Here is a 25,332-nt window from a genome sequence, read left to right on the forward strand (position 1 = left end):
GCCGGACGGCGTCAGGCACGGGGAGGGGGAGCGGGGCAGGGCGACGCGTGCACCACAACTCCCGCCGCCTCCCTGGGGATTCGGCCCAGCCCTCCGCGCCGCCGGGCGCGCCCATCGTGCCGTGCTTCCCCGTCGCCGCCCGCTCCGTCGCCGTTCTCCCCGCCCCCGCGGCACCGCGCCGGGCCACACTGGACGGGTGAACCGACTGACGCTCGCCGAAGTAGAGGACACCGCCCGCGCCGCCCACGCGGACCAGACCGACAAGGCGGGACGGCCGTACGCCGAGCACCTACGGGCCGTCGCCGAGGGCGTGCGCGCGCGGGGCGGTGACGACGAGCAGATCGCGGCGGCCTGGCTGCACGACTCCGTCGAGGACGACGCCCTCTCCGCGCGCTGGCTGGAGGAGGCCGCTCTGAGCCGCCGTACCAAGGACATCGTGCTCGCCGTCACCAAGCGGGCCGGAGAGCCGCCCGAGGCGTACGCCGGGCGCATCCTCGCGACCCCGGGCGCGCTGCTGGTGAAGGAGGCCGACCTGGCCCACAACGCGGACCCGGCCCGCCTCGCCGTCCTCGACGAGGACACACGGCGACGACTGACCGAGAAGTACGCACGGATGCGCGCGCTCCTCGGTCTGAGCGGGAAATCGGGCTAGGCGCGCCCTGCTCGACCGGCTCCGCGACTCCGGGCAGGCGCCCTCCTCGACCGGCTCCGGGACTCCGGGCAGGCGCCCTCCTCGGCCGAGTCCGGGACTCCGGGCGGGCGCCCTCCTCGACCGGCTCCGGGACTCCGGGCAGGCGCCCTTCTCGGCCGAGTCCGGGACTCCGGGCAGGCGCCCTCCTCGACCGGCTCCGGGACTCCGGGCAGGCGCCCTCCTCGGCCGAGTCCGGGACTCCGGGCAGGCGCCCTCCTTGGCCCGGCCCGTGGTTCCGGCTAGGCGTCGACCCGCTCCCGAGGTGCCGCCCGCTGCTCGGGCACCCGCGCGACCTCGGCCGTCTCCCGCCGGAACGCCCAGTTCATGTCGGGTTCCATGACGCACCGGAAGACCCGGCGCACCGGCGCGGTGCACAGGAGGGTGACGGCGACGGCGGCGAGAGCGCTCACGAAGAGCTCGCCGGCCGGCCGGTGCAGCCAGGCGTGGTCGAACCAGCCCGCGAAACCGGCCCCCTTGATCAGGAAGCCGTGCAGCAGATAGCCGTACAGCGTGCCGGCGCCGAGCGTGGTGAACCACATGCTGCGGCCCGGTACCCAGGCGAAGAAGCAGGCCGTCAGCAGCAGCGAACTGCCGAACATGGCCAGCACCATGAGCGGGCCGGTCCACCAGGGCGCGCCCATCTCCTGGGCGGCGTTGCGGTGGTAGAACCACTCGGTGTTCATGCGCGGCACCGCCCACCAGCCGACGGCGAGCGCGGCCGCGAACACCGGCACCGCGGCGATCCGCACCGAGCGCCTGCGCACCATCCGGAAGTGCTCCGGCTTCATGACCAGGCCCAGCACGAAGTACGGCAGGAACTGGAGCACCCGCTGGAGGTCCAGGTCGTCGCCGATGTCCGGGGTCACGGAGGCGAGCATCGCGATGCCGAGCGCGAGCGGCAGCGGCCACCGCACCAGCTTCCAGATCGGCGTGGTCAGCCGCCAGACGAACAGCGCCACCAGGAACCAGGTCAGGAACCACGGGTCCAGGAGGCTGATCTCCATGCCGGGGTCGTGGTCGGCGTAGCGCTTGAAGAGGGAGTACGCCGTCTCGAAGACGATGTACGGCACCGCCACACCGGTGACGAGCCGCTTCAGCCGGTCCGGGCGCATGTCGAAACCGCGCGAGAAGAACCCGGAGATGACGATGAACGCCGGCATGTGGAACGAGTACACGACCGTGTACACGCCCTCCAGGATCCGGCTGTCGCCCTTGAGCGGCTCCCAGGAGTGCGCGACGGCCACCAGGACGATCGCCAGGTACTTGGCGTTGTCGAAGAAGGCGTCGCGTTGCTTGGCGGCTTGAGACATCTGAGGGACCCTAGCCCCCGCTGTGTGTTTCCGTGAAACCGGCTGTTTGGTCGCCCGTTGTTCACTTCTGAGGCGATGTCAACGCGCCTGCATTGTCTTGATTAATCCCTCTCAAATGCCCCATAACCCTCCCTGTTGCACCCATGTGCCGGTCCCTTGGATTCCTTGCGAACGGGATGTGCGGACACGGGGGTTGCGGACCGAAAGGAACCGGCCACGGGGTGTGGCGCGTGTATCGGCATGGCCAAACGTTGCCTCACCGGCCGCATATGCGGCCCGCGTTGGTGGCACGATGGTTCTGGCGGGGGTCGCGGGGTCGCGTCCCCGGGCCGGGAAGCGGACCGACCGAGGGTGTGATCAGTTGTGGCCATTTCGCTGTCAGTGGTGCTGCTGTTGGGGATCATCCTGGTGGTGTTGATGCGGGGAGGCTCCATCAAGGCCGGCCCCGCCATCGTCGCGGTGCTCTTCGGCTTCTTCCTCGCCTCGACCGGCATGGCCGACGACATCCAACGCTTCCTGGACTCGATAGCGGACACCATCAACTCGATCCAGTTCTAGACACGCCACAGGCCGTCGGCCCGGACCCTCGAGAGGGTCCGGGCCGACGGCCTGATCAGAGCGGGCGACGGGAATCGAACCCGCGTAGCTAGTTTGGAAGACTAGGGCTCTACCATTGAGCTACGCCCGCACAGCACACGCCATGGATCGCTCCCCGGCGGCACGCAAGCATCGTAGCGGGTCGTCACGCCTTGTCGCACATCCCTTCCGGTCGGACCCCCCTCGGCCGCGCTTCCGGTCGCTCGCACTTCCCGTCCGGCCCCCGCCGGCCGCGCTTCCGGCCGGACCCCCGCCCGCCGCGCCCGACGAGTGACTCCGCCGCCGTGCTCGCGAAATGCGGTAACCCCGCTGCCTGCGGCCATGTACCCTACGTGTCGCACCAGACGGGGTGTGGCGCAGCTTGGTAGCGCGTCCGCTTTGGGAGCGGAAGGCCGTGGGTTCAAATCCCGCCACCCCGACCACCTGCGCGATCACCGCGCGCGCACGCTCCAGTGATCGCCTTTGGGGCGTGTCGCCGCTGCCGTTACTATGCAAGCTGCACGCCCGTGTGTCTCTCCTACTAGAAGTCCTCCGGGCGGCTATCCGCCGGAGCCGTTCTGGCCCCGGCAGAATCCGAGAAGTCAGCCACAAGGAGACCGAACCGTGAAGAGCGCCGTGGAGACCCTGAACCCGACTCGGGTTCGGCTCAGCATCGAGGTGCCCTTCGAGGAGCTCAAGGACAGCCTCGACGCGGCGTACAAGAAGATCAACCAGCAGGTCACGGTGAAGGGCTTCCGGAAGGGCAAGATCCCGGCGCGCGTCATCGACCAGCGGTTCGGCCGCGGTGCGGTGCTGGAGGAGGCCGTCAACGACGCGCTTCCGAAGTTCTACACCGAGGCGGTCAACGAGGCCGAGATCGACGTCCTGGGCCAGCCCGAGGTCGACATCACCGAGCTGAAGGACGGCGAGACGCTGAACTTCACCGCCGAGGTCGACGTCCGCCCGACCATCGAGATCCCGGACTACTCCGGCATCGAGGTCGAGGTCGACGCGGTCGAGGTCACCGACGAGGACATCGAGAAGTCGGTCGAGCAGCTCCGTGAGCGCTTCGCCTCGACCTCCCCGGTCGAGCGGGCCGCCGAGGACGGCGACGTCGTCACCATCGACCTGGAGGCCAAGGTCGACGGCGAGGTGCTGGAGGACGGCGTCGCGAGCGGCGTCTCCTACACCATCGGCTCCGGCGAGCTCCTCGACGGCATCGACGACGCCGTGAAGGGCCTGGAGGCCGGTGGCGAGGCCACCTTCACCTCCGAGCTCAAGGGCGGCTCCGCGGCCGGCAAGGAGGCCGAGGTCACCGTCAAGGTCACCCAGGTCGCCGCCCGCGAACTGCCCGCGCTGGACGACGAGTTCGCGCAGCTCGCCTCCGAGTTCGACACCCTCGACGAGCTGAAGGCCGACAGCCGCAAGCGCCTCGAGAACATGAAGCAGTACGACCAGGCCACCCAGGCCCAGGAGCGCGTCCTGGAGAAGCTCCTGGAGCTCGTCGAGGTGCCCGTCCCCGAGAAGCTCCTCGAGGACGAGATCAACACCCGCAAGCACAACCTGGAGCACCACCAGCTCGGCCAGATGGGCCTCGACCTCGAGAAGTACCTCGAGATCCAGGGCAAGACGGCCGAGGAGTTCGACACCGAGACCAAGGACGCCGCGGTCAAGGGCATCAAGACGCAGTTCGTCCTCGACGAGCTCGTCAAGCGCGAGAAGCTGAACGTCAACCAGGAGGAGCTCACCGAGCACCTCATGCGGCGTGCGGCCTCCTCCGGCATGTCCCCCGACCAGTTCGCCCAGGCGGTCGTCGAGGGCGGCCAGGTTCCGCTGCTCGTCGGCGAGGTCGCCCGCGGCAAGGCCCTGGCCGTCGTGGTCGAGGCCGCCACGGTCAAGGACACCAACGGCGAGGTCATCGACCTGGACGACGACGAGGACGAGACGGCCGAGACCGTCCAGGCCGCCTCCGAGGAGACCCCGGCCGAGGACAAGGCCGAGGACAAGACCGAGGCCTGATCGCCTACGGCGCCTCGAAGGACGTACGACGGGCCCTGGGAGCATCCGCACCCAGGGCCCGTCGGCCTACCCGCCGTGGTCTCTACGCCCCCGGCGAACAGCCCTCCATCCGGGATTCCCCGAAGGGACCAGCGCGTTAGGGTCCCTTGATAGGGAAACGTAAGACGGCCCGGCGCCGTCGTAAGACGAGCAGGTGGATACGTGACGAATCTGATGCCCTCCGCCGCCGGCGAGCCTTCCATCGGCGGTGGCCTCGGCGACCATGTCTACAACCGGCTGCTCAACGAGCGGATCATCTTCCTCGGCCAGCCGGTCGACGACGACATCGCGAACAAGATCACCGCACAGCTGCTGCTCCTTGCCGCTGACCCGGAAAAGGACATCTACCTCTACATCAACAGCCCCGGCGGATCGATCACCGCGGGCATGGCGATCTACGACACCATGCAGTACATCAAGAACGACGTGGTGACCATCGCCATGGGCCTCGCGGCCTCCATGGGCCAGTTCCTGCTCAGCGCGGGCACGCCGGGCAAGCGCTTCGCGCTGCCGAACGCCGAGATCCTGATCCACCAGCCGTCCGCCGGCCTCGCCGGTTCGGCCTCGGACATCAAGATCCACGCCGAGCGGCTGCTGCACACCAAGAAGCGCATGGCCGAGCTCACCTCGCAGCACACCGGCCAGACGATCGAGCAGATCACCCGCGACTCGGACCGCGACCGCTGGTTCGACGCCTTCGAGGCCAAGGAGTACGGCCTCATCGACGACGTGATCGCCACGGCCGCCGGCATGCCGGGCGGCGGCGGCACCGGGGCCTGAGCCCCATGCGGGACCTGAGCCCCCCGCGGGGGCCCGGACGCCCCCGCACAGCCCCCAGCCGACCGTCACAGCCCCTAGGAGACAGACAGTGAACGACTTCCCCGGCAGCGGCCTCTACGCCCGCACCGAGGCCGAGTACACCGGCCCGCGGGCCGAGTCCCGGTACGTGATCCCCCGCTTCGTCGAGCGCACCTCGCAGGGCATCCGCGAGTACGACCCGTACGCGAAGCTCTTCGAGGAGCGCGTGATCTTCCTCGGCGTGCAGATCGACGACGCCTCCGCCAACGACGTCATGGCACAGCTGCTGTGCCTGGAGTCGATGGACCCCGACCGGGACATCTCGGTCTACATCAACAGCCCCGGCGGCTCCTTCACGGCGCTCACCGCGATCTACGACACCATGCAGTTCGTGAAGCCCGACATCCAGACGGTCTGCATGGGCCAGGCGGCCTCCGCCGCCGCGATCCTGCTGGCCGCCGGTACGCCGGGCAAGCGCATGGCGCTGCCGAACGCCCGCGTGCTGATCCACCAGCCCTACAGCGAGACCGGCCGCGGTCAGGTCTCCGACCTGGAGATCGCCGCCAACGAGATCCTCCGGATGCGTGCCCAGCTGGAAGACCTGCTGGCCAAGCACTCCACCACGCCGATCGAGAAGATCCGCGAGGACATCGAGCGCGACAAGATCCTCACGGCTGACGACGCCCTGGCGTACGGCCTGATCGACCAGATCATCTCCACCCGGAAGATGAACAACGCCGCTGTCCGCTAGGCGGACCCCGTAGGATATGCCGCCCCTTGGCACCGTGCACGTCGAAGTGAACCCTGCCAAGGGGGGCCCGAACGGGGGGCCCGGCAAGGTACCGTCGGACATAAGGCAGCACCAGGAGCCGCTGGACCTAGGCGTCTCCCAGGCGAAGGGGAAGCACACCGTGGCACGCATCGGTGACGGCGGCGATCTGCTCAAGTGCTCGTTCTGCGGCAAGAGCCAGAAGCAGGTCAAGAAGCTCATCGCAGGGCCTGGTGTGTACATCTGCGACGAGTGCATCGATCTCTGCAACGAGATCATCGAGGAGGAGCTCGCCGAGACGAGCGAGGTGCGCTGGGAGGAACTCCCCAAGCCCCGCGAGATCTTCGAGTTCCTCGAGGGCTACGTGGTGGGCCAGGACGCGGCCAAGAAGGCCCTCTCCGTGGCGGTGTACAACCACTACAAGCGCGTCCAGGCCGGCGAGAACGGCGGCGCGAGCGGCCGTGACGACGCGATCGAGCTCGCCAAGTCCAACATCCTCCTGCTGGGCCCCACGGGCTCCGGCAAGACGCTGCTGGCCCAGACCCTGGCCCGCATGCTGAACGTCCCGTTCGCCATCGCGGACGCGACCGCGCTCACCGAGGCGGGCTACGTCGGCGAGGACGTCGAGAACATCCTGCTGAAGCTGATCCAGGCGGCCGACTACGACGTCAAGAAGGCCGAGACCGGGATCATCTACATCGACGAGATCGACAAGGTCGCGCGGAAGAGTGAAAACCCGTCGATCACGCGTGACGTGAGCGGCGAGGGCGTGCAGCAGGCCCTGCTGAAGATCCTGGAGGGCACCACCGCCTCCGTGCCGCCGCAGGGCGGACGCAAGCACCCGCACCAGGAGTTCATCCAGATCGACACGACGAACGTCCTGTTCATCGTGGGCGGTGCCTTCGCCGGCCTGGAGAAGCTCATCGAGTCCCGCGCGGGCGCCAAGGGCATCGGCTTCGGGGCCACGATCCGCTCCAAGCGCGAGCTGGAGGCCAAGGACCAGTTCGAGGACGTCATGCCCGAGGACCTGGTCAAGTTCGGCATGATCCCCGAGTTCATCGGCCGCCTCCCCGTCATCACCAGCGTCCACAACCTGGACCGCGAGGCCCTCCTCCAGATCCTGGTCGAGCCGCGCAACGCGCTGGTCAAGCAGTACCAGCGCCTCTTCGAACTCGACGGCGTGGAGCTGGACTTCGAGCGCGAGGCGCTGGAGGCCATCGCCGACCAGGCCATCCTGCGCCAGACCGGCGCCCGCGGCCTGCGCGCCATCATGGAGGAAGTCCTCCAGGGCGTCATGTACGAGATCCCGTCCCGCAAGGACGTGGCCCGCGTCGTCATCACCGCCGACGTCGTCCACTCCAACGTCAACCCGACGCTCATCCCGAGGGACGCCCGCGGGCGGGGTTCGGGCGAGCAGAAGACCGCCTAGTCGGCGCGGACTTGCGAAGGGGCCCCGGTCGACCGACCGGGGCCCCTTCCGTGTTGCGGGTGGCGCGTCAGGCCTTGACGCGAACTTCCTTGCGGAGCTTGGCCGTCATGTCGGCCGCGCTCGTGAGGTCCGCCGACTTGCCGGCCATGGCGTCCGCCATGTCGACCGGGATGACCACGCCCAGGGTGCTGTGGTCGCCCCAGATGCACACCGGCATGCTGATCGAGCTCGGACCCGAGCCGGAGTCGTCGCTGACCTTCGTCTCCTGGCACTTGAGGACCGCGCCGTCGAGACCGGCCGGCGTGTACGCCTTCGGGGTGCCGACGGCGTGGCCCTCGGAGGCCTCGTCGGAGCCCTTCTTCATCTCGGTGAACATCGCGTCCACGACCTTCTCCGGGTCGTCGATGTCGCCGTACACGCCCATGAAGTTGACCATCTTCATGTTCTGGTAGTCGGTCACGTCGCCGGACTGGTAGGTGGCGTTGACGTCCTTGGCGTTCTTCACGCCGTGCTTCTCTGCGTCCTTCACGTCGTCCGCGCTGAAGCCGCCCCCGCCGGAGCCCGCGGCCTTCTTGTAGTCGGTGAGGACGGTCGCCGGCGTGGTCAGGGTGTGCGCGCCGTCGTCCGCGATGTCCGAGCCGCCGCTGCCGCTGCCGCCGATCACGAGGTACGCGCCGACCGCGATCGCGGCCACGACCGCCACCGCGCCGAGGGCGATGCCGATCTTCTTGCCGTTGCCGCCGCCGGGCGGCGGGGGCTGGGGGGCACCGTAAGGGGCCTGGCCGTACGGCGGCTGCTGGCCGTAAGGGGCCTGCTGTCCGTACGGCTGCTGGCCGTAGGGGGCCTGGGGCTGGCCGTACGGCGGGGTCTGCGGTGCGGCACCGCCCTGCTGCGGCTGCTGCGGGTAGCCGTACCCGGGCTGCGGCGGGGTCTGCGAGGGCTGCTGCGGGGGGTAGCCGTAGCCGGGCTGGGGCGCCTGCGGCGGCTGGCCGTAGGGGCCCGGCTGGCCGTACGGCCCGGGCTGCGGCGGCTGCCCCGGCTGCTGGGGCTGCCCGTACGGGCCCGGCTGGTTGTGGCTCATCTCTGGGTTCCCCTCCAGATGCTTATGTGTTCCTCACATCCTGGCCCAGGCCATGTCGGTGCAGGCCATCGGGGGCCCCACCGTTACAGAACAAACGCGTTTCGGGACACGCCCGGGACACCCCTAAACTGACCCCGTGACCGAGAACGCTCAGCAGCAGCCCACAGCGCCCCACACCGAACTGCCGACCCAGTACGCGCCGGCCGATGTAGAGGGGACGCTGTACGAGCGCTGGGTAGAGCGTGGTTACTTCGCCGCCGACGCGAAGAGCGACAAGCCGCCGTACACCATCGTCATCCCGCCGCCGAACGTCACCGGCAGCCTGCACCTCGGGCACGCCTTCCAGCACACCCTCATGGACGCCCTCACGCGCCGCAAGCGCATGCAGGGCTACGAGGCGCTGTGGCTGCCCGGCATGGACCACGCCGGCATCGCCACCCAGAACAAGGTCGAGCAGCAGCTCGCCGAGGAGGGCAAGTCCCGGCACGACCTGGGGCGCGAGGAGTTCGTCGAGCGCGTCTGGCAGTGGAAGGAGGAGTACGGCGGCCGGATCCTCGGCCAGATGCGCCGGCTCGGTGACGGCGTCGACTGGGACCGCGAGCGGTTCACCATGGACGAGGGCCTCTCCAAGGCCGTCCTCACCATCTTCAAGCGGCTGTACGAAGACGAGCTGATCTACCGAGCCGAGCGCATCATCAACTGGTGTCCGCGCTGTCTGACGGCCATCTCGGACATCGAGGTGGAATACCAGGAGGACGCGGGCGAGTTGGTCTCGATCCGCTATGGCGAGGGCGAGGACAGCGTCGTCGTCGCGACCACCCGCGCGGAGACGATGCTCGGTGACACCGCGGTCGCCGTCCACCCCGACGACGAGCGCTACCGGCATCTTATCGGCAGGCAGATCAAGCTCCCGCTGACCGACCGCACCATTCCGGTCGTCGCCGACACCCACGTCGACCCCGAGTTCGGCACCGGCGCGGTCAAGGTGACCCCGGCGCACGACCCGAACGACTTCGAGATCGGCCGCCGCCACGACCTGCCGTCCCTGACGATCATGGACGAGCACGGCGTGATCACCGTCCACGGCCCGTTCCTCGGCCTGGACCGCTTCGAGGCCCGCTCGGCCGTCGTCGGCGCCCTCAAGGAGCAGGGCCGCATCGTCGCCGAGAAGCGCCCCTACATGCACTCCGTCGGCCACTGCTCGCGCTGCAAGACCACGGTCGAGCCGCGCCTGTCCATGCAGTGGTGGGTAAAGGTCGGCCCGCTCGCCAAGGCCGCCGGCGACGCGGTCCGCGACGGTCGCGTCAAGATCCACCCCGAGGACATGTCGAAGCGCTACTTCGACTGGGTCGACAACATGCACGACTGGTGCATCTCGCGCCAGCTGTGGTGGGGCCACCGCATCCCGATCTGGTACGGCCCCGACGGCGAGGTCGTCTGCGTCGGACCGGACGAGGAGCCGCCGGGCACCGAGGCCGAGGGCTGGACCCAGGACTCCGACGTCCTGGACACCTGGTTCTCCTCCGGCCTGTGGCCCTTCTCCACCCTGGGCTGGCCCGAACAGACCGAGGACCTGCGGAAGTTCTACCCGACCGACGTCCTGCTGACCGGCCACGACATCATCTTCTTCTGGGTCGCCCGGATGATGATGTTCGGCCTCTACGCCATGGACGGCCAGGCCCCGTTCCACACCATCGCGCTGACCGGCCTGGTCCGCGACGAGTTCGGCAAGAAGATGTCGAAGTCGAACCCCAACGCGGTCGACCCGCTGGTCTGGATGGACGCCTACGGCTCCGACGCCGTCCGTTTCACCCTCGCCAACGGCGCCAACCCGGGCGCGGACGTGCCGATCGGCGAGGACTGGGTCAAGGCCTCCCGGAACTTCACCAACAAGATCTGGAACGCCACCCGCTTCGCCCTGATGAACGGCGCCACCATCGAGGGCCCGCTCCCGGACGCCTCCGAGATGTCGGCGACGGACCGCTGGATCCTCTCCCGCCTGAACACCACGGTCGCCCAGGTCGACGCGTACTACGACGACTACCAGTTCGCCAAGCTCGCCGACGCGCTCTACCACTTCGCGTGGGACGAGGTCTTCGACTGGTACGTCGAGCTGTCCAAGACCACGTTCTTCGCGGGCGGCGAGCCGGCCAAGGTCTCCGGCCGGGTCCTCGGCGAGGTCCTGGACGTGATGCTGCGCCTCCTGCACCCGGTCATCCCGTTCGTCACGGACGCCCTGTGGACCACCCTGACCGGCGGCGAGTCCCTGGTCATCGGCGAGTGGCCGGCCGACAGCGGCTTCCGCGACCAGGCCGCCGAGCAGGAGATCGAGCTGGTCCAGCGGGTCATCACCGAGGTCCGCCGCTTCCGCAAGGACCAGGGCCTCAAGGACGGCCAGAAGGTCCCGGCCCGCCTGGACCTGACCGGCACCGCGCTCGCCTCCCACGAGGCCGCCATCCGCCAGCTCCTGCGCCTCCAGCCGGAGGGCGAGGGCTTCGCGGCCACGGCCACCCTCCCGGTCGCCGGTGCCACGGTCGCCCTGGACCTCTCCGGCACGATCGACGTGGCGGCCGAGCGCAAGCGCCTCGCGAAGGACCTCGCGGCGGCCGAGAAGGAGCGCCAGCAGGCGGAGGCCAAGCTGGGCAACGAGGCCTTCCTGGCGAAGGCCCCGGACAACGTGGTGGACAAGATCCGCGGCCGCCTGGCCAAGGCGGACGAGGACATCAAGAGGATCCAGGCCCAGCTGGAAAACCTGCCCCAGCAGTAGGACACCTTGAGGGGCGCGGGGAACTGCGCGACCAGCCACAACGTTCCCCGCGCCCGCCAGTGAGGACCGGCCACCCCCTTCCTCACGCGCAGCCCTAAACTGACCGTGTGAGTGAAATCGACCCCTTCGACGAGATCGTGGCAGCCGAGACCGACCGGGACCCGGATCTCGCGGTCATCGAGGCCGGCAGCCGCACCCTGCGCACCCAGGGCGCCCCGCCGGAGGCAGACGTCCCCGCGCGCCCCGCGGACCCCGAGGTCGACAAGGCCCTGCGCGAGGTCGAGGCGGACCTGGCCACCCGCTGGGGCGAGACCAAGCTGGAGCCGAGCGTCAGCCGTATCGCCGCCCTGATGGACCTCCTCGGCGAGCCGCAGCGGTCGTACCCCTCGATCCACATCACCGGCACCAACGGCAAGACCTCCACCGCCCGCATGATCGAGGCCCTTCTCGGCGCCTTCGAGCTGCGCACGGGCCGCTACACCAGCCCCCACGTCCAGTCGATCACCGAGCGCATCAGCCTGGACGGCGCCCCGATCTCCGCCGAGCGGTTCATCGAGACCTACCAGGACATCAAGCCGTACGTCGAGATGGTCGACGCCGCCCAGGAGTACCGGCTGTCGTTCTTCGAGGTGCTGACCGGCATGGCGTACGCCGCCTTCGCGGACGCCCCCGTGGACGTGGCCGTCGTCGAGGTCGGCATGGGCGGCTCCTGGGACGCGACCAACGTCATCGACGGCGATGTCGCGGTCGTGACCCCCATCGACCTGGACCACACCGACCGGCTCGGCGAGACCCCCGGGGAGATCGCCGTCGAGAAGGCCGGGATCATCAAGCAGGACGCGACCGTCATCCTGGCCCAGCAGCCGGTCGACGCGGCGCAGGTGCTGCTGAAGAAGGCCGTGGAGGTCGACGCGACCGTCGCGCGCGAGGGCCTGGAATTCGGGGTCGTGTCCCGGCAGGTCGCCGTCGGCGGCCAGCTGCTGACCCTGCGGGGCCTGGGCGGCGAGTACGAAGAGGTCTACCTCCCGCTGCACGGCCCCTACCAGGCGCACAACGCGGCCGTGGCGCTCGCCGCCGTCGAGGCGTTCTTCGGCGTCGGCGCCCAGCGCCCCGACCCCCTCGACATCGACACCGTCCGCAAGGCGTTCGCCGCGGTGTCCTCGCCGGGCCGGCTCGAGGTCGTACGGCGGTCCCCGACCGTCGTCCTGGACGCCGCGCACAACCCCGCGGGCGCCCGTGCCACCGCGGAGGCGGTCGGTGAGGCCTTCGACTTCAGCCGGCTGATCGGCGTGGTCGGCGCGAGCGGGGAGAAGGACGTGCGGGGGCTCCTGGAGGCCTTCGAGCCGATCTTCGCCGAGATCGTCGTCACCCAGAACTCCAGCCACCGGGCGATGGACGCCGACGAGCTCGCCGCGATCGCCGTCGAGGTGTTCGGCGAGGAGCGGGTCCAGGTCGAGCCGCGGCTGCCGGACGCGCTGGAGGAGGCGATCACGCTGGCCGAGGAGGACGGCGAGTTCGCGGGCGGCGGTGTGCTCGTCACCGGGTCGGTCATCACGGTCGGCGAGGCCCGGCTGCTGCTCGGAAGGGGCTGAGCCGCGCCATGCGTACGCTCTGTGCATCGACCCTGATCGGCGAGTTCTTCGTCATCGGCTTCGCCGGACTGGTCGCGATGAAGGACCCGGATCTCGCGACCTCCACGGTGTGGACGGTCAGCGGCATCGCCATGTTCCTGTGCCTCGCGCTGTGCGGCATGGTCACCCGGCCCGGCGGCATCGCCCTCGGCTGGGCCCTCCAGATCGCCCTGATCGCCTCGGGCTTCGTGCTGCCGGCCATGTTCGTCATGGGCGTGCTGTTCGCGCTGCTGTGGTGGGCGTCCGTGCACTACGGCCGGAAGATCGACGAGGCGAAGGCGCGGTTCGCCGCCCAGGCCGCGCAGGCCGACCCCTCTACACCTGACGCTGTGTGACCGGCGAGCCGACACGCCCTGTAATCTCGTCCCACCGCACATGCCAGCAGCCAAGGAGTCCCTCGTGAGCCAGCGCACCCTCGTCCTCCTCAAGCCCGACGCCGTCCGTCGTGGCCTGACCGGCGAGATCATCAGCCGTATCGAGCGCAAGGCCGGCTGGACGATCACGGCGCTGGAGCTGCGGACCCTCGACCAGGACACGCTGGAGCAGCACTACGGCGAGCACAAGGGCAAGCCCTTCTACGAGCCGCTGGTGGAGTTCATGGCCTCCGGTCCGGTCGTCGCGCTGATCGTCGAGGGCGAGCGGGTCATCGAGGGCGTACGCCAGCTGGCCGGCCCCACCGACCCGATCGCCGCCGCGCCCGGCTCCATCCGTGGCGACTTCGGTGTGATCGTGCGGGAGAACCTGATCCACGCGAGTGACTCCGTCGAGTCGGCCGAGCGTGAGGTGAAGGTGTTCTTCCCGGACCGCGGCTAGCCTGTACGGATTTTTCGTGGACATTTCTGACGAGACGTCAGCCGGCTTCCGCGCCTGACCTGGGACGGCCGATCCTTTTCGGCCGTCCCTTGGCATATGCGCGCCGATCGGGGGAACGCATGCCCCCTATGGACCGTCTCCACAAGCGGGGCGGCTCCACATCTGCTGACAATGGCGAAGACCCTCGCGCAGTGTTCGTGCAGGCGCGTCTACGATGGAAGCCTTCACGTCACAGCACCCACTTCGCCGACCTGAAAAGCCCTCAAAAGCTCCCGGGAAGGCCAGACGAATCCTGATGGGGAACTCAATGTCGTTCATCGGCCGTGACATGGCTGTCGACCTCGGGACCGCCAACACGCTGGTGTACGTCAGGGGTCGCGGGATCGTACTCAACGAGCCGTCCGTCGTCGCGATCAACACGAACACCGGTGGAATTCTGGCAGTCGGTGCCGAGGCCAAGAAGATGATCGGGCGGACCCCCGGCAACATCGTGGCCGTGCGTCCGCTGAAGGACGGCGTGATCGCCGACTTCGAGATCACCGAGCGGATGCTCCGCTACTTCATCCTGAAGATCCACAAGCGGCGGTATCTCGCCAGGCCGCGCGTCGTCGTGTGCGTCCCCTCGGGCATCACCGGCGTCGAGCGCCGCGCCGTCATCGAGGCGTCGTCCCAGGCCGGCGCACGCCAGGTGCACATCATCGAGGAGCCCATGGCGGCCGCCATCGGCTCCGGCCTGCCGGTCCACGAGGCCACGGGCAACATGGTGGTGGACATCGGCGGCGGCACCACGGAGGTCGCGGTCATCTCCCTCGGCGGCATCGTCACCGCGCAGTCCATCCGCGTCGCGGGCGACGAGCTGGACAACGCGATCATCCAGCACATCAAGAAGGAGTACTCCCTCCTGCTGGGTGAGCGGACGGCCGAGCAGATCAAGATCACGATCGGTTCGGCGTACGACCTCGACGCTGACGAGCACACCGAAATCCGCGGCCGGGACCTCGTCTCCGGACTGCCCAAGACCGTCGTCATCTCGGCCGCCGAGGTCCGCAAGGCGATCGAGGAACCCGTCAACGCCATCGTCGACGCCGTCAAGACGACCCTCGACAAGTGCCCGCCGGAGCTCTCCGGCGACATCATGGACCGCGGAATCGTTCTGACCGGCGGCGGAGCCCTGCTGCGCGGCCTGGACGAGCGGCTGCGCCGGGAGACCGGCATGCCGATCCACATCGCCGAGGACCCGCTGGACAGCGTGGCGCTCGGCTCCGGCAAGTGCGTCGAGGAGTTCGAGGCACTCCAGCAGGTGCTGGACGCCCAGCCGCGCAGATGACGTAACTCTTCGATTCCGCCGTACGAGATGATCTCCTCTCGTGCGGCGGATCGTTGATATCGAGGCATAAGCTCCCATAAACGCAACTTCAATGAGAAGGGCACGGCCGCCGCACGTGAGGGACACACGAGAGAGCCGGCTGCTCCTGGTGCTGCTGATCGCCGTCGCGTTCGCGCTGATCACGGTCGACATCCGCGGCGGGGAGGACTCACCGGTCGACGGTGCCCGCCAGGCCGCGGCCGCCGTGTTCGGCCCGGTCGAGGACGGTGTGTCGTCCGCGGTGAACCCGGTCGGCAACGCGGTGTCGGCGATCCGCGACTCCGGCGAGCGGCACGACCGGCTCGCCGAGCTGGAGCAGGAGAACGCCGCCCTCAAGGCCAAGCTCGGCAGCGACGACCGCAACTCCAGCCGCCTCAAGCAGCTGAACAGGATGCTGAAGATCGCCGGCGACGGCCAGTACGGCATCAAGGGTGCCCAGGTCATCGCCATAGGGGCGGCCCAGGGCTTCTCCTGGACCATCACCGTGGACGTCGGCGCCCACGACGGCATCCAGCGCGACATGACCGTCCTCAACGGCGACGGCCTGGTCGGCCGCGTCACCACGGTCGGCCCCGACACCGCCACCGTGCTCCTCGCCAACGACCCCGACTTCACCGTCGGCACCCGCATGGAGGCCTCCGACGAGCTCGGCTTCGCCTCCGGACAGGGCGACCGCCCGCTGCGCGTCGAACTCCTCAACGGCAAGGCGGACGTGAAGAAGGGCGACCGCCTGGTCACCTTCGGCTCCCAGGCCGACAAGCCCTTCGTGCCCGGCGTGCCGGTCGGCGTGGTCTCCCGCGTCGACCCCTCCGGCGGCGACCTCACCCGCACCCTCTACGTCACCCCGTACGTCAGCTTCACCAAGCTCGACATCGTCGGCATCGTCGTCGAGGCCCCGAAGAAGGACCCGCGCGACACGGTGCTGCCCGCCAAGCCGAAACCGACGCCCACGCCGACCGTGACGGTCACCGTCACCCCGTCCGCCAACGCGCCGCTCGGCGGCGAGATCCAGCAAGAGCAGTAGGAGCTGTACCTGATGCGCGTCAACCGGATCCTGCTGTCGTCGGCCCTGATCGTCGTCGCCCTGGTCGTCCAGGTGAGCGTTCTCGCCCGCCTCCACCTCCCGGGCGCCGTCCCGGACCTGCTGCTCCTGACCGTGCTGGGCCTCGCCCTGGTCTACGGCCATGTCGGCGGCGCCCTCGTCGGCTTCGGCGCCGGCCTCCTCGCCGACCTCGCCCCGCCCGCCGACCACGCGGCCGGCCGGTACGCCCTCGTCCTGTGCGTGATCGGCTACCTCGCCGGACTCGCCAAGCCGGAGAACGGCCGCCTCAAGTCGGCCACCGGACCCATGGTCGTCGTGGTCGCCGCCGCCCTCGGCACCACCCTGCTCTACGCCGGGGTCGGTGCCCTGGTCGGCGACACCACCGCCCGGCATGTCGGCCTGCCCAGCCTGCTGTTCACCGCCGCCCTGTACGACCTGCTGCTCGCCCCGTTCGTCGTCCCCGGCATCATGGCGCTCGCCCGCAAGGCCGAGAACGACCCGCTCGCCGAGACGAGCTCCGCGGCCAAGTCCGCGGACATCTCCTCCGGCTGGCTCTCCTCCGGCACCGGCCTCAAGATCGGCGGCCAGCGCGGGGGCCTGGGCGGCCTCAAGAACAAGGCACGCACCCGTACGGCCCGCGTGGGCCGCATCAAGGGAGTCAAGCGACTGTGACCCCATGGCAGTTGGCGGGCCCCGTTCACAGGTTCGCCGTATATGACACATACACACACTGAGAGGGGGCGGCAGCCGCAGTGACCAACATCCCCGAGACCGGGCGGACCCCACGGGTCCAGATCCGTCTCGTCGTCATCCAGATCCTCGTGCTGTCCCTCCTCGGCACCCTCGGCGGACGCCTCTGGTACCTCCAGATCCGCGAGGGCGACGCGTACGCCAAGGAGGCCTCCGGCAACCACGTCCAGCAGGTCGTCGAGCCCGCCGTGCGCGGCTCGATCCTGGACGCGCGCGGAGTGCCCCTCGCGGACAACGAGACCCGGCTCGTGGTCTCCGCCTCCCGCACCGACCTGCTGAAGATGCGGGACGACGGCAAGGCCGTCCTCACCAAGCTGGCCGGCGTCCTCGGCATGAAGCCCGCCGAGGTGATCCAGAAGGTCCGCCTCTGCGACGCCAGGACGCCCCAGCCCTGCTGGAACGGCTCGCCCTACCAGCCGATCCCCATCACCGACGAGGCCACCGCCAAGCAGGCCCTCCAGATCCGCGAGCGCGCCGAGGACTTCCCCGGCATCACCGCCGAGCCGCAGGCCGTGCGCCGCTACGCCGCCCCCGGCAAGGCCAACACCGCCCAGGTCCTCGGCTACCTCTCCCCGGTCACCGACGAGGAGATCACCAAGGCCCAGGACACCGACTCGCCCTACCTGCGCTCCGACCAGGTGGGCCGCTCGGGCCTCGAGCGCCAGTACGACAAGGAACTGCGCGGCAAGGCCGGTGTCACCCGCTACGAGGTCGACAACCTCGGCCGGGTCATCGGCCAGGCCGAGGCCGACGAGGCCCAGCCCGGCGCCAACCTCGTCACCAGCATCGACGCCCGGGTCCAGCGGGTCGCCGAGTACGAGCTGCACCAGGCGATGAAGATCGCCCGCCAGCAGTTCGACAAGATCACCGGCGAGAACTACAAGGCCGACTCGGGCGCCGTCGTCGTGATGGAGGCCAAGACCGGCCGGATCGTCGCGATGGCGTCCGCCCCGACCTACGACCCGAACGTCTGGGTCGGCGGCATCTCCGCCAAGGACTACAAGAACCTCACCAGCAAGAACTCCGACTATCCGCTGCTCAACAGGGCCATACAGGGTCAGTCCGCGCCCGGTTCGACGTTCAAGGTGGTCTCCACGGCCGCCGCGGTCGAGGCCGGCTACGAGTGGGACGGCGGCTACCCCTGCACCAGCTCGTACTCGGTGGGCGGCCAGGTCTTCAAGAACTTCGAGGGCGAGAGCTTCGGCCCCATCTCCCTCGGCCGCGCCCTGGAGGTCTCCTGCGACACCGTCTTCTACGGTCTCGCCGACCGGGAGTGGAAGAAGGACGGCGGCATCAACCCCAAGAAGGGCGAGCCGAAGGACTACTTCTACAAGGCCGCCCACCAGTTCGGCCTCGGCAAGGAGACCGGCATCGACCTCCCCAACGAGGTCACCGGCCGCGTCCCCGACCGCCAGTGGAAGGAGTCGTACTGGAAGGCCAACAAGGACGCGTGGTGCAAGACCGGCAAGAAGGACGGCAGCTACGTCGAGAAGATCGCGTACGAGAACTGCCTCGAAGGCAACAAGATGCGCGAGGGTGACTCCATCAACTACTCCATCGGTCAGGGCGACACCCTCGTCACCCCGATCCAGGAGGCCAGGATCTACGGAGCGCTCGCCAACGGCGGCACCATGTACCAGCCGAGCATCGGCAAGGCGATCATCAGCGCCGACGGCAAGACGGTCCAGGAGATCAAGCCCAAGGCGACCGGCCGGCTTCCGGTCAGCAAGGCCACCCTCAAGGGCATGGACGCCGCCCTGGAAGGCGTCGTCACCCGCGGTACGGCCGCCTGGAAGTTCGGCGGCTGGCCGCAGGACAAGATCCCGCTGCACGCCAAGACCGGCACCGCCGAGGTCTACGGCAAGCAGACCACGTCCTGGCTGGCCACGTACTCCAAGGACTACACGGTCGTCATGACGATCGCCCAGGCCGGTACCGGCTCCGGCGCCTCGGGTGAGGCCGTGCGCCACATCTACAACGCCCTGTACGGCGTCGCGGCCGACGGCACGATCGACAAGAAGAACGCGCTCCTGCCGAGCCCGCAGACCAGCCTGCCGAAGATCCGGACCGACGGGACCATCAAGTCCCCGAAGATCGCCAAGGACCCGGCCAAGGACCAGCGGGTGAGCCAGGAGGGCGCGCCCGAGCCGGACGAGTCCCAGCCGGCCGCGACCGTGAACACCGCGACGGGCGGGAACCGTCTCACCCGTCGCCGGCGCCGTGCGCGCGGAAACCGGAGGATGCTCACATGACCGGGGCGAACAGCTTCCAGGTCTCCGGGTACGGCCCCGAACGCGCGGGCTGGACCCGGCTGCTGGCCCGTGACTCGCTCGCCCGCCGGCTCGACTGGCCGATACTGTTCTCGGCCCTCGCGCTGTCGATGATCGGCTCGCTCCTGGTTTTCTCGGCGACCCGCAACCGCACCGAGATCAACCAGGGCGACCCTTACTACTTCCTGATCCGGCACCTCATGAACACCGGCATCGGGTTCGCCCTGATGATCGGCGTGGTGTGGGTCGGCCACCGCACCCTGCGCACCGCCGTGCCCCTGCTGTACGGCGCCTCGGTCTTCCTCATCCTGCTGGTGCTCACCCCGCTGGGCTCCACGGTCAACGGCGCGCACTCCTGGATCGTGCTCGGCGGCGGCTTCTCGCTCCAGCCCTCGGAGTTCGTGAAGATCACGATCATCCTGGGTATGGCGATGCTGCTCGCGGCCCGGGTCGACGCGGGCGACAAGCCCTACCCCGACCACCGCACGGTCCTCCAGGCCCTCGGCCTCGCCGCCATCCCGATGCTGATCGTGATGCTCATGCCCGACCTCGGGTCGGTCATGGTGATGGTCATCATCGTGCTCGGTCTGCTGCTCGCCTCCGGCGCCTCCAACCGCTGGGTGTTCGGCCTGCTCGGCGCGGGCACGCTCGGCGCGGTCGCGGTGTGGCAGCTGCACATCCTGGACGAGTACCAGATCGCCCGCTTCGCCGCCTTCGCCAACCCGAGCCTCGACCCGGCCGGCGTCGGCTACAACACCAACCAGGCCCGGATCGCGATCGGTTCCGGCGGTCTGACCGGCGCGGGCCTCTTCCACGGTTCGCAGACCACCGGCCAGTTCGTCCCCGAACAGCAGACCGACTTCGTCTTCACCGTCGCCGGTGAGGAACTGGGCTTCGTCGGCGCGGGCCTGATCATCGTCCTGCTCGGCGTCGTGCTGTGGCGGGCCTGCCGGATCGCCCGCGAGACGACCGAGCTGTACGGCACGATCGTGGCCGCCGGGATCGTCGCCTGGTTCGCCTTCCAGGCCTTCGAGAACATCGGCATGACCCTCGGCATCATGCCGGTCACCGGTCTGCCCCTGCCGTTCGTGTCGTACGGCGGATCATCGATGTTCGCGGTGTGGGTGGCGGTGGGGCTGTTGCAGTCGATCAGGGTGCAGCGGCCGATGTCGGCGTAGGGGGCGCCCGTCGGCGGTAGCCGGTGTGCCGCGGTGGGCGCCCGGTCGGCGGAGGCCGGTGTGCCGCGGTCGGCGGTGGCCGGTGTGCTCCGACCGGCGGCGGCCCCCTGCCATGACCGGCGTTCGACCACTAGATTCGGGTCATGGCGGACACAAAGCGGGAGATCGAGCGGAAGTACGAGTCCGACGACAGCGGGCTGCCGGACCTGACCGGAGTCGCCGGCGTCGAGGCCGTCGTCGACAAGGGCGTGGCGAGTCTGGACGCCACCTACTACGACACGGCCGACGAACGCCTGATGGCGTCCTCGATCACCCTGCGCCGCCGCACAGGCGGCTCGGACGCGGGCTGGCACCTCAAGCTCCCCGTCTCCGAGGGCGTCCGCGACGAGATCCGCGCCCCGCTCTCCGACACCCTCCCCGACGAACTCGCCGCCCTGGTCCGCTCCCGCACCCGGAACGTGGAGCTGCTGCCCGTCGTCCGGCTGCGTTCGGACCGCGATGTACGCCACCTCCTGGACGCGGACGGACAACTGCTCGCCGAGGTCAGCGTGGACGCCGTGCACGCCGAACGGCTCAGCGGCGGCGTCGGCGACACCCAGTGGACCGAGATCGAGGTGGAACTCGCCGACGACGGCGACCCTGCCTTCCTCGACAAGGTGGAGAAACGGCTGCGCAAGGCGGGCGTACGACGTTCCGCGTCCTCCTCGAAACTGGCCAGGGCCCTCGCCGAGACGGCACCGAAGAAGCAGACCGCCCGCCCCGGGGACCCCGTGACCGCCGGCGACCACGTCCTCGCGTACATCCGGGAACAGCGGGACGCGATCGTCGCCCTCGACCCCGCCGTCCGCCAGGACGCCGAGGACTCCGTGCACAGCATGCGCGTCGCCACCCGCCGGCTCCGCAGCACCCTCAAGTCGTACGGCAAGGTCCTGGACCGGGCCGTCACCGACCCGATCGGCGACGAGCTGAAGTGGCTCGCCGGCGAACTGGGCGTGGACCGCGACCGCGAGGTCCTGGCCGAACGGCTCTCCACGGCCCTCGACGAGGTGTCCGGGACGCTGGTCTCCGGACCCGTGGCCGAACGGCTGCGCGTCTGGGCGGGGGACAGCCCCGGCGGAGCGAGCGCCCGGCTGATCGGTGTCCTGGACTCGCACCGTCACCTCGCGCTGCTCGACGCTTTGGACGCGCTGATCGCCGACCCGCCGCTGCTGAAGGCCGCCGGGAAGAAGCCGCACAAGGTGATCGCCAAGGCCGTGACGAAGGACTTCAAGAAGGTGTCCAGGCTGGTCGGGCAGGCGCTGGAGCTGGAGCCCGGCACCGACCGCGACGTGGCGATCCACGAGGCCCGCAAGAAGACCAAGCGCACCCGCTACGCGGCCGAGGCGGCCCGCCCCGTTCTCGGCGAGCCCGCCAAGTCCATGGTCAAGTCCATGAAGTCGCTCCAGAACCTGCTCGGGGAGCACCAGGACAGCGTGATGGCCCGCGGCACCCTGCGCGAGCTCTCCGCGGTCGCCCACGCGGCGGGGGAGAGCGCCTTCACCTACGGGCTGCTGTACGGCCGTGAGGAGCAGCGGGCGGCGGCCGTGGAGGCCGAGCTGCCGGGGTTCTGGGACGGCGCGAAGGGCGCGGCGGACGGCCTCTGAGACAGGGGCGGACGCGCTCCGGATTCTCAGGGCGTACGGGGCTGGACCGCGTCTGGACCCTCGGGGCGTACGGGGGGTGCTCATCGCCGCGTTAGGCTAGATGGCCACCCCTGTCAGCCCATGGAAGTGCGAGATGTCAGCCGAAACCGCCGCGTCGGTGTTCCCGCAGCTCGAAGCGCTGCTCCCGCATGTGCAGAAGCCGATCCAGTACGTCGGCGGAGAGCTCAACTCGACCGTCAAGCCGTGGGAGTCCTGCGACGTCCGCTGGGCGCTCATGTACCCGGACGCCTACGAGGTCGGGCTGCCCAACCAGGGCGTCATGATCCTCTACGAGGTCCTGAACGAGCAGGAGGGCGTCCTCGCCGAGCGCACCTACAGCGTGTGGCCGGACCTGGAGGCCCTGATGCGGGAGCACCATGTCCCGCAGTTCACGGTGGACAGCCATCGCCCGGTGGGCGCCTTCGACGTGTTCGGCCTGTCCTTCTCCACGGAGCTGGGCTACACCAACATGCTCACCGCGCTGGACCTGGCGGGCATCCCCCTGGAGTCCAAGGACCGTACCCTCGACGACCCGATCGTCCTGGCCGGCGGCCACGCGGCGTTCAACCCCGAGCCGATCGCGGACTTCATCGACGCGGCGATCATCGGCGACGGCGAGCAGGCCGTGCTCGACATGACGAAGATCATCCGTGACTGGAAGGCGGAGGGCAGGCCGGGCGGCCGCGAGGAGGTCCTCTTCCGCCTCGCGAAGACCGGCTCGGTGTACATCCCGGCGTTCTACGATGTCGAGTACCTCCCCGACGGCCGTATCGCCCGAGTCGTACCGAACAAGTCGGGCGTCCCGTGGCGGGTCTCGAAGCACACGGTCATGGACCTCGACGAGTGGCCCTACCCCAAGCAGCCCCTGGTCCCGCTGGCCGAGACGGTCCATGAGCGCATGTCGGTGGAGATCTTCCGCGGCTGCACCCGCGGCTGCCGCTTCTGCCAGGCGGGCATGATCACCCGTCCGGTCCGCGAGCGCTCCATCACGGGCATCGGCGACATGGTGGAGAAGGGCCTGAAGGCGACGGGCTTCGAGGAGGTGGGCCTGCTCTCCCTGTCCTCGGCGGACCACTCGGAGATCGGCGACATCGCGAAGGGCCTGGCGGACCGGTACGAGGAGGACAAGATCGGTCTGTCCCTCCCTTCCACCCGCGTGGACGCCTTCAACGTGGACCTGGCGAACGAGCTGACGAGGAACGGCCGCAGGTCCGGCCTGACCTTCGCCCCCGAGGGCGGCTCCGAGCGCATGCGCAAGGTCATCAACAAGATGGTCTCGGAGGACGACCTCATCAGGACCGTCTCCACGGCGTACGGCAACGGCTGGCGCCAGGTGAAGCTGTACTTCATGTGCGGCCTGCCGACGGAGACCGACGAGGACGTGCTCCAGATCGCCGACATGGCGACGCGGGTGATCGCCGAGGGCCGCAAGGTCTCCGGCCAGAACGACATCCGCTGCACGGTGTCGATCGGCGGCTTCGTCCCCAAGCCGCACACCCCCTTCCAGTGGGCCCCGCAGCTCTCGGCCGAGGAGACGGACGCCCGGCTCGCCAAGCTCCGCGACAAGATCCGCGGCGACAAGAAGTACGGCCGCTCGATCGGCTTCCGCTACCACGACGGCAAGCCGGGCATCGTGGAGGGCCTCCTCTCCCGCGGCGACCGTCGCATCGGCGCGGTCATCCGCGCCGTGTACGAGGACGGCGGCCGCTTCGACGGCTGGCGCGAGCACTTCTCCTACGACCGCTGGATGGCGTGCGCCGACAAGACGCTGCCGGCCTTCGGCGTGGACGTCGACTGGTACACCACCCGCGAGAAGACCTACGAGGAGGTCCTCCCCTGGGACCACCTCGACTCGGGCCTCGACAAGGACTGGCTCTGGGAGGACTGGCAGGACGCCCTCGACGAGACGGAGGTCGAGGACTGCCGCTGGACACCGTGCTTCGACTGCGGGGTGTGCCCGCAGATGGACACCCACATCCAGATCGGCCCGACCGGGAAGAAGCTGCTCCCGCTGACGGTCAAGAACGCGGGGTCGGCGCCGGCTGCGAGTGGTCACACGCACTGAGGTGAGTGAGGCACTCGATCGGGTGGTTGAGGTGCTGGCGGGGGTGAGCGAGGAGGAGGTAGCCACGGCCATGGTTGCGCTGAGTACCTCTCGTCCCCGCCCGCCGGGGCCAGCATCGCCCTCCCGCACGCCTCTGCCTGGCCCTGGTGGCCCTGGGAGAGCCTCGCGTGTTTTCTCCGAAGTCGAGTGGATCTAGTCGGCTCGTTGTTCTGTCCTTGCTGGGAGGGGACTGCCGCTCCGCTCTACCCCGCTTGCAATGAACACGGCAAAATCGTGTGCATGGATCAGGGGGTCGCTGCGGTCTGGGCTGCTGGGTTAGCAGGATTTGTGAGCGCGGCGGGGGCTGCGATGGGGGCAGGCGTGGCCGCCCGGGGTGTTCGCATGCAGGCGCTTCAAGTGCGTGAGTTGGAGAAACAGACCAAGGCAGAGGAGCGTCGTCGACAGCACCATGACTGGCGCCGCCGAAACTGCTTGGCCTTCCAAGCGAAACTTGGGGAGGCGGTCGATGCGCTCGACGCATTGATGGACGCCCTCAGTGATGGAGAGTCACTGGACGAGGTGCGTGGCAGGCTCCGCCAAGCGGAGGGAGCCGTACTCCGTGGGCACTACGACCTCGTGATGACCTGTCAAGTGCCAGAACTTGAGCGCATATCCGGTGCGGCCCTTCGATGGCTGGAGCAGGCACTCTTTGCGGTAGACGCTCTGCGGCGGGACCCCGCGCATGTCGCTAACCATGACTCGTCGTTGAGTCGGCATTGCCTTGATCAGCGGCGCGGCCTGTTGGGTTCATACGAGATGTTCTCCAAGGCGCTTCCTCAGGTGTTACCCGTCTCGTAAGCCCGAGCGGAGCTGGCAGGGCAATGTACTTAACGAATCCCCAGCAGATGGACACCGTCATATAAATCGATCCGACCGGGAAGAAGCTGCTTCCGCCTGACGGTCAAGAACGCGGGTCCGGCGCCGGCTTCGAGTGGTCACACGCACTGAGGTGAGCGAGGCGTTGCGGCGCATTCTGGGTGCCCTCGGGAACAGCGGCGAGGATTAGACGGCTGCTGT

At 69.2% G+C, this 25,332-nt stretch carries 19 protein-coding genes and 2 tRNA genes; 18 read left to right on the plus strand and 3 right to left on the minus strand.

The window, feature by feature from the left end:
- Positions 1–205 precede the first annotated feature (205 nt).
- Complete coding sequence (locus IF54_RS0104080) at positions 206–652, plus strand: HD domain-containing protein (RefSeq protein ID WP_199821178.1); 447 nt, start codon at positions 206–208, stop codon at positions 650–652.
- 278 nt (positions 653–930) lie between these two features.
- Here the strand turns inward: IF54_RS0104080 and IF54_RS0104085 are convergent, their stop codons facing one another.
- Positions 931–2,001, minus strand: a complete 1,071-nt coding sequence (locus tag IF54_RS0104085; protein ID WP_037819242.1) for an acyltransferase family protein — start codon at positions 1,999–2,001, stop codon at positions 931–933.
- A gap of 363 nt (positions 2,002–2,364) precedes the next feature.
- Between IF54_RS0104085 and IF54_RS0104090 the strand changes: the two genes are divergently transcribed.
- Positions 2,365–2,559 (plus strand): hypothetical protein, encoded by a 195-nt coding sequence (locus IF54_RS0104090; RefSeq protein WP_020136157.1) that lies wholly within the window; start codon positions 2,365–2,367, stop codon positions 2,557–2,559.
- A gap of 59 nt (positions 2,560–2,618) precedes the next feature.
- Here IF54_RS0104090 and IF54_RS0104095 read toward each other — a convergent pair.
- Positions 2,619–2,689 (minus strand) — tRNA-Gly (locus IF54_RS0104095).
- A 254-nt stretch (positions 2,690–2,943) separates the two neighbouring features.
- On the opposite strand from IF54_RS0104095, the gene IF54_RS0104100 reads away from it, so the two are divergent.
- The 5 genes from IF54_RS0104100 (at position 2,944) to clpX (ending at position 7,631) form a co-directional block, all read left to right on the plus strand.
- Positions 2,944–3,020: transfer RNA gene (locus IF54_RS0104100), tRNA-Pro, on the plus strand.
- Between the two features lie 181 nt (positions 3,021–3,201).
- The gene (gene tig, locus IF54_RS0104105) at positions 3,202–4,596 is read left to right on the plus strand and encodes a trigger factor (RefSeq protein ID WP_030314558.1); all 1,395 of its coding nucleotides are present in this window, start codon (positions 3,202–3,204) and stop codon (positions 4,594–4,596) included.
- A 213-nt stretch (positions 4,597–4,809) separates the two neighbouring features.
- Positions 4,810–5,415 (plus strand): ATP-dependent Clp protease proteolytic subunit, encoded by a 606-nt coding sequence (locus IF54_RS0104110; protein WP_020136159.1) that lies wholly within the window; start codon positions 4,810–4,812, stop codon positions 5,413–5,415.
- Between the two features lie 88 nt (positions 5,416–5,503).
- The gene (locus tag IF54_RS0104115; protein ID WP_020136160.1) at positions 5,504–6,184 is read left to right on the plus strand and encodes an ATP-dependent Clp protease proteolytic subunit; all 681 of its coding nucleotides are present in this window, start codon (positions 5,504–5,506) and stop codon (positions 6,182–6,184) included.
- 160 nt (positions 6,185–6,344) lie between these two features.
- Positions 6,345–7,631 (plus strand): ATP-dependent Clp protease ATP-binding subunit ClpX, encoded by a 1,287-nt coding sequence (clpX, locus tag IF54_RS0104120; protein ID WP_020136161.1) that lies wholly within the window; start codon positions 6,345–6,347, stop codon positions 7,629–7,631.
- A gap of 67 nt (positions 7,632–7,698) precedes the next feature.
- Here the strand turns inward: clpX and IF54_RS0104125 are convergent, their stop codons facing one another.
- Positions 7,699–8,712 (minus strand): membrane protein, encoded by a 1,014-nt coding sequence (locus IF54_RS0104125; RefSeq protein ID WP_030314559.1) that lies wholly within the window; start codon positions 8,710–8,712, stop codon positions 7,699–7,701.
- 136 nt (positions 8,713–8,848) lie between these two features.
- Here IF54_RS0104125 and IF54_RS0104130 point away from each other — a divergent pair, with 136 nt between their 5' ends.
- From IF54_RS0104130 to IF54_RS0104180, 11 genes are all read left to right on the plus strand, one after another.
- Positions 8,849–11,479: a valine--tRNA ligase gene (locus IF54_RS0104130; protein WP_030314562.1), complete on the plus strand. Its 2,631-nt coding sequence runs from the start codon at positions 8,849–8,851 to the stop codon at positions 11,477–11,479.
- Between the two features lie 107 nt (positions 11,480–11,586).
- Positions 11,587–13,071 (plus strand): bifunctional tetrahydrofolate synthase/dihydrofolate synthase, encoded by a 1,485-nt coding sequence (gene folC, locus IF54_RS0104135; protein ID WP_030314564.1) that lies wholly within the window; start codon positions 11,587–11,589, stop codon positions 13,069–13,071.
- Between the two features lie 8 nt (positions 13,072–13,079).
- Positions 13,080–13,445, plus strand: coding sequence for a DUF4233 domain-containing protein (locus IF54_RS0104140; RefSeq protein WP_030314566.1), 366 nt, complete (start codon positions 13,080–13,082; stop codon positions 13,443–13,445).
- 64 nt (positions 13,446–13,509) lie between these two features.
- Entirely contained in the window at positions 13,510–13,923 is a 414-nt protein-coding gene (ndk, locus tag IF54_RS0104145; RefSeq protein WP_030314568.1) for a nucleoside-diphosphate kinase, read from the plus strand.
- 307 nt (positions 13,924–14,230) lie between these two features.
- Positions 14,231–15,250 carry a rod shape-determining protein gene (locus IF54_RS0104150; protein ID WP_004931372.1) on the plus strand — a complete coding sequence of 340 codons (1,020 nt, stop codon included), beginning with the start codon at positions 14,231–14,233 and terminating at the stop codon, positions 15,248–15,250.
- Between the two features lie 115 nt (positions 15,251–15,365).
- On the plus strand, positions 15,366–16,313 hold the full coding sequence (gene mreC / locus IF54_RS0104155; RefSeq protein WP_030314573.1) for a rod shape-determining protein MreC: 948 nt from the start codon (positions 15,366–15,368) through the stop codon (positions 16,311–16,313).
- Between the two features lie 12 nt (positions 16,314–16,325).
- A complete protein-coding gene (mreD, locus tag IF54_RS0104160; RefSeq protein ID WP_020136169.1) occupies positions 16,326–17,003 on the plus strand; it encodes a rod shape-determining protein MreD in 678 nt (225 codons plus the stop codon).
- An 80-nt stretch (positions 17,004–17,083) separates the two neighbouring features.
- Positions 17,084–19,333, plus strand: coding sequence for a penicillin-binding protein 2 (gene mrdA, locus IF54_RS0104165; protein WP_030314575.1), 2,250 nt, complete (start codon positions 17,084–17,086; stop codon positions 19,331–19,333).
- Positions 19,330–20,529: a rod shape-determining protein RodA gene (gene rodA / locus IF54_RS0104170; RefSeq protein WP_030314577.1), complete on the plus strand. Its 1,200-nt coding sequence runs from the start codon at positions 19,330–19,332 to the stop codon at positions 20,527–20,529. The genes mrdA and rodA overlap by 4 nt, the downstream gene beginning before the upstream one ends.
- Before the next feature lie 143 nt (positions 20,530–20,672).
- Positions 20,673–22,172, plus strand: coding sequence for a CYTH and CHAD domain-containing protein (locus tag IF54_RS0104175; protein ID WP_030314579.1), 1,500 nt, complete (start codon positions 20,673–20,675; stop codon positions 22,170–22,172).
- A gap of 133 nt (positions 22,173–22,305) precedes the next feature.
- A complete protein-coding gene (locus IF54_RS0104180; protein WP_030314581.1) occupies positions 22,306–24,276 on the plus strand; it encodes a TIGR03960 family B12-binding radical SAM protein in 1,971 nt (656 codons plus the stop codon).
- The last annotated feature ends 1,056 nt before the right edge of the window (positions 24,277–25,332 follow it).

The organism is Streptomyces sp. NRRL B-3229, assembly GCF_000719505.1.
GTDB lineage: Bacteria > Actinomycetota > Actinomycetes > Streptomycetales > Streptomycetaceae > Streptomyces > Streptomyces griseorubiginosus.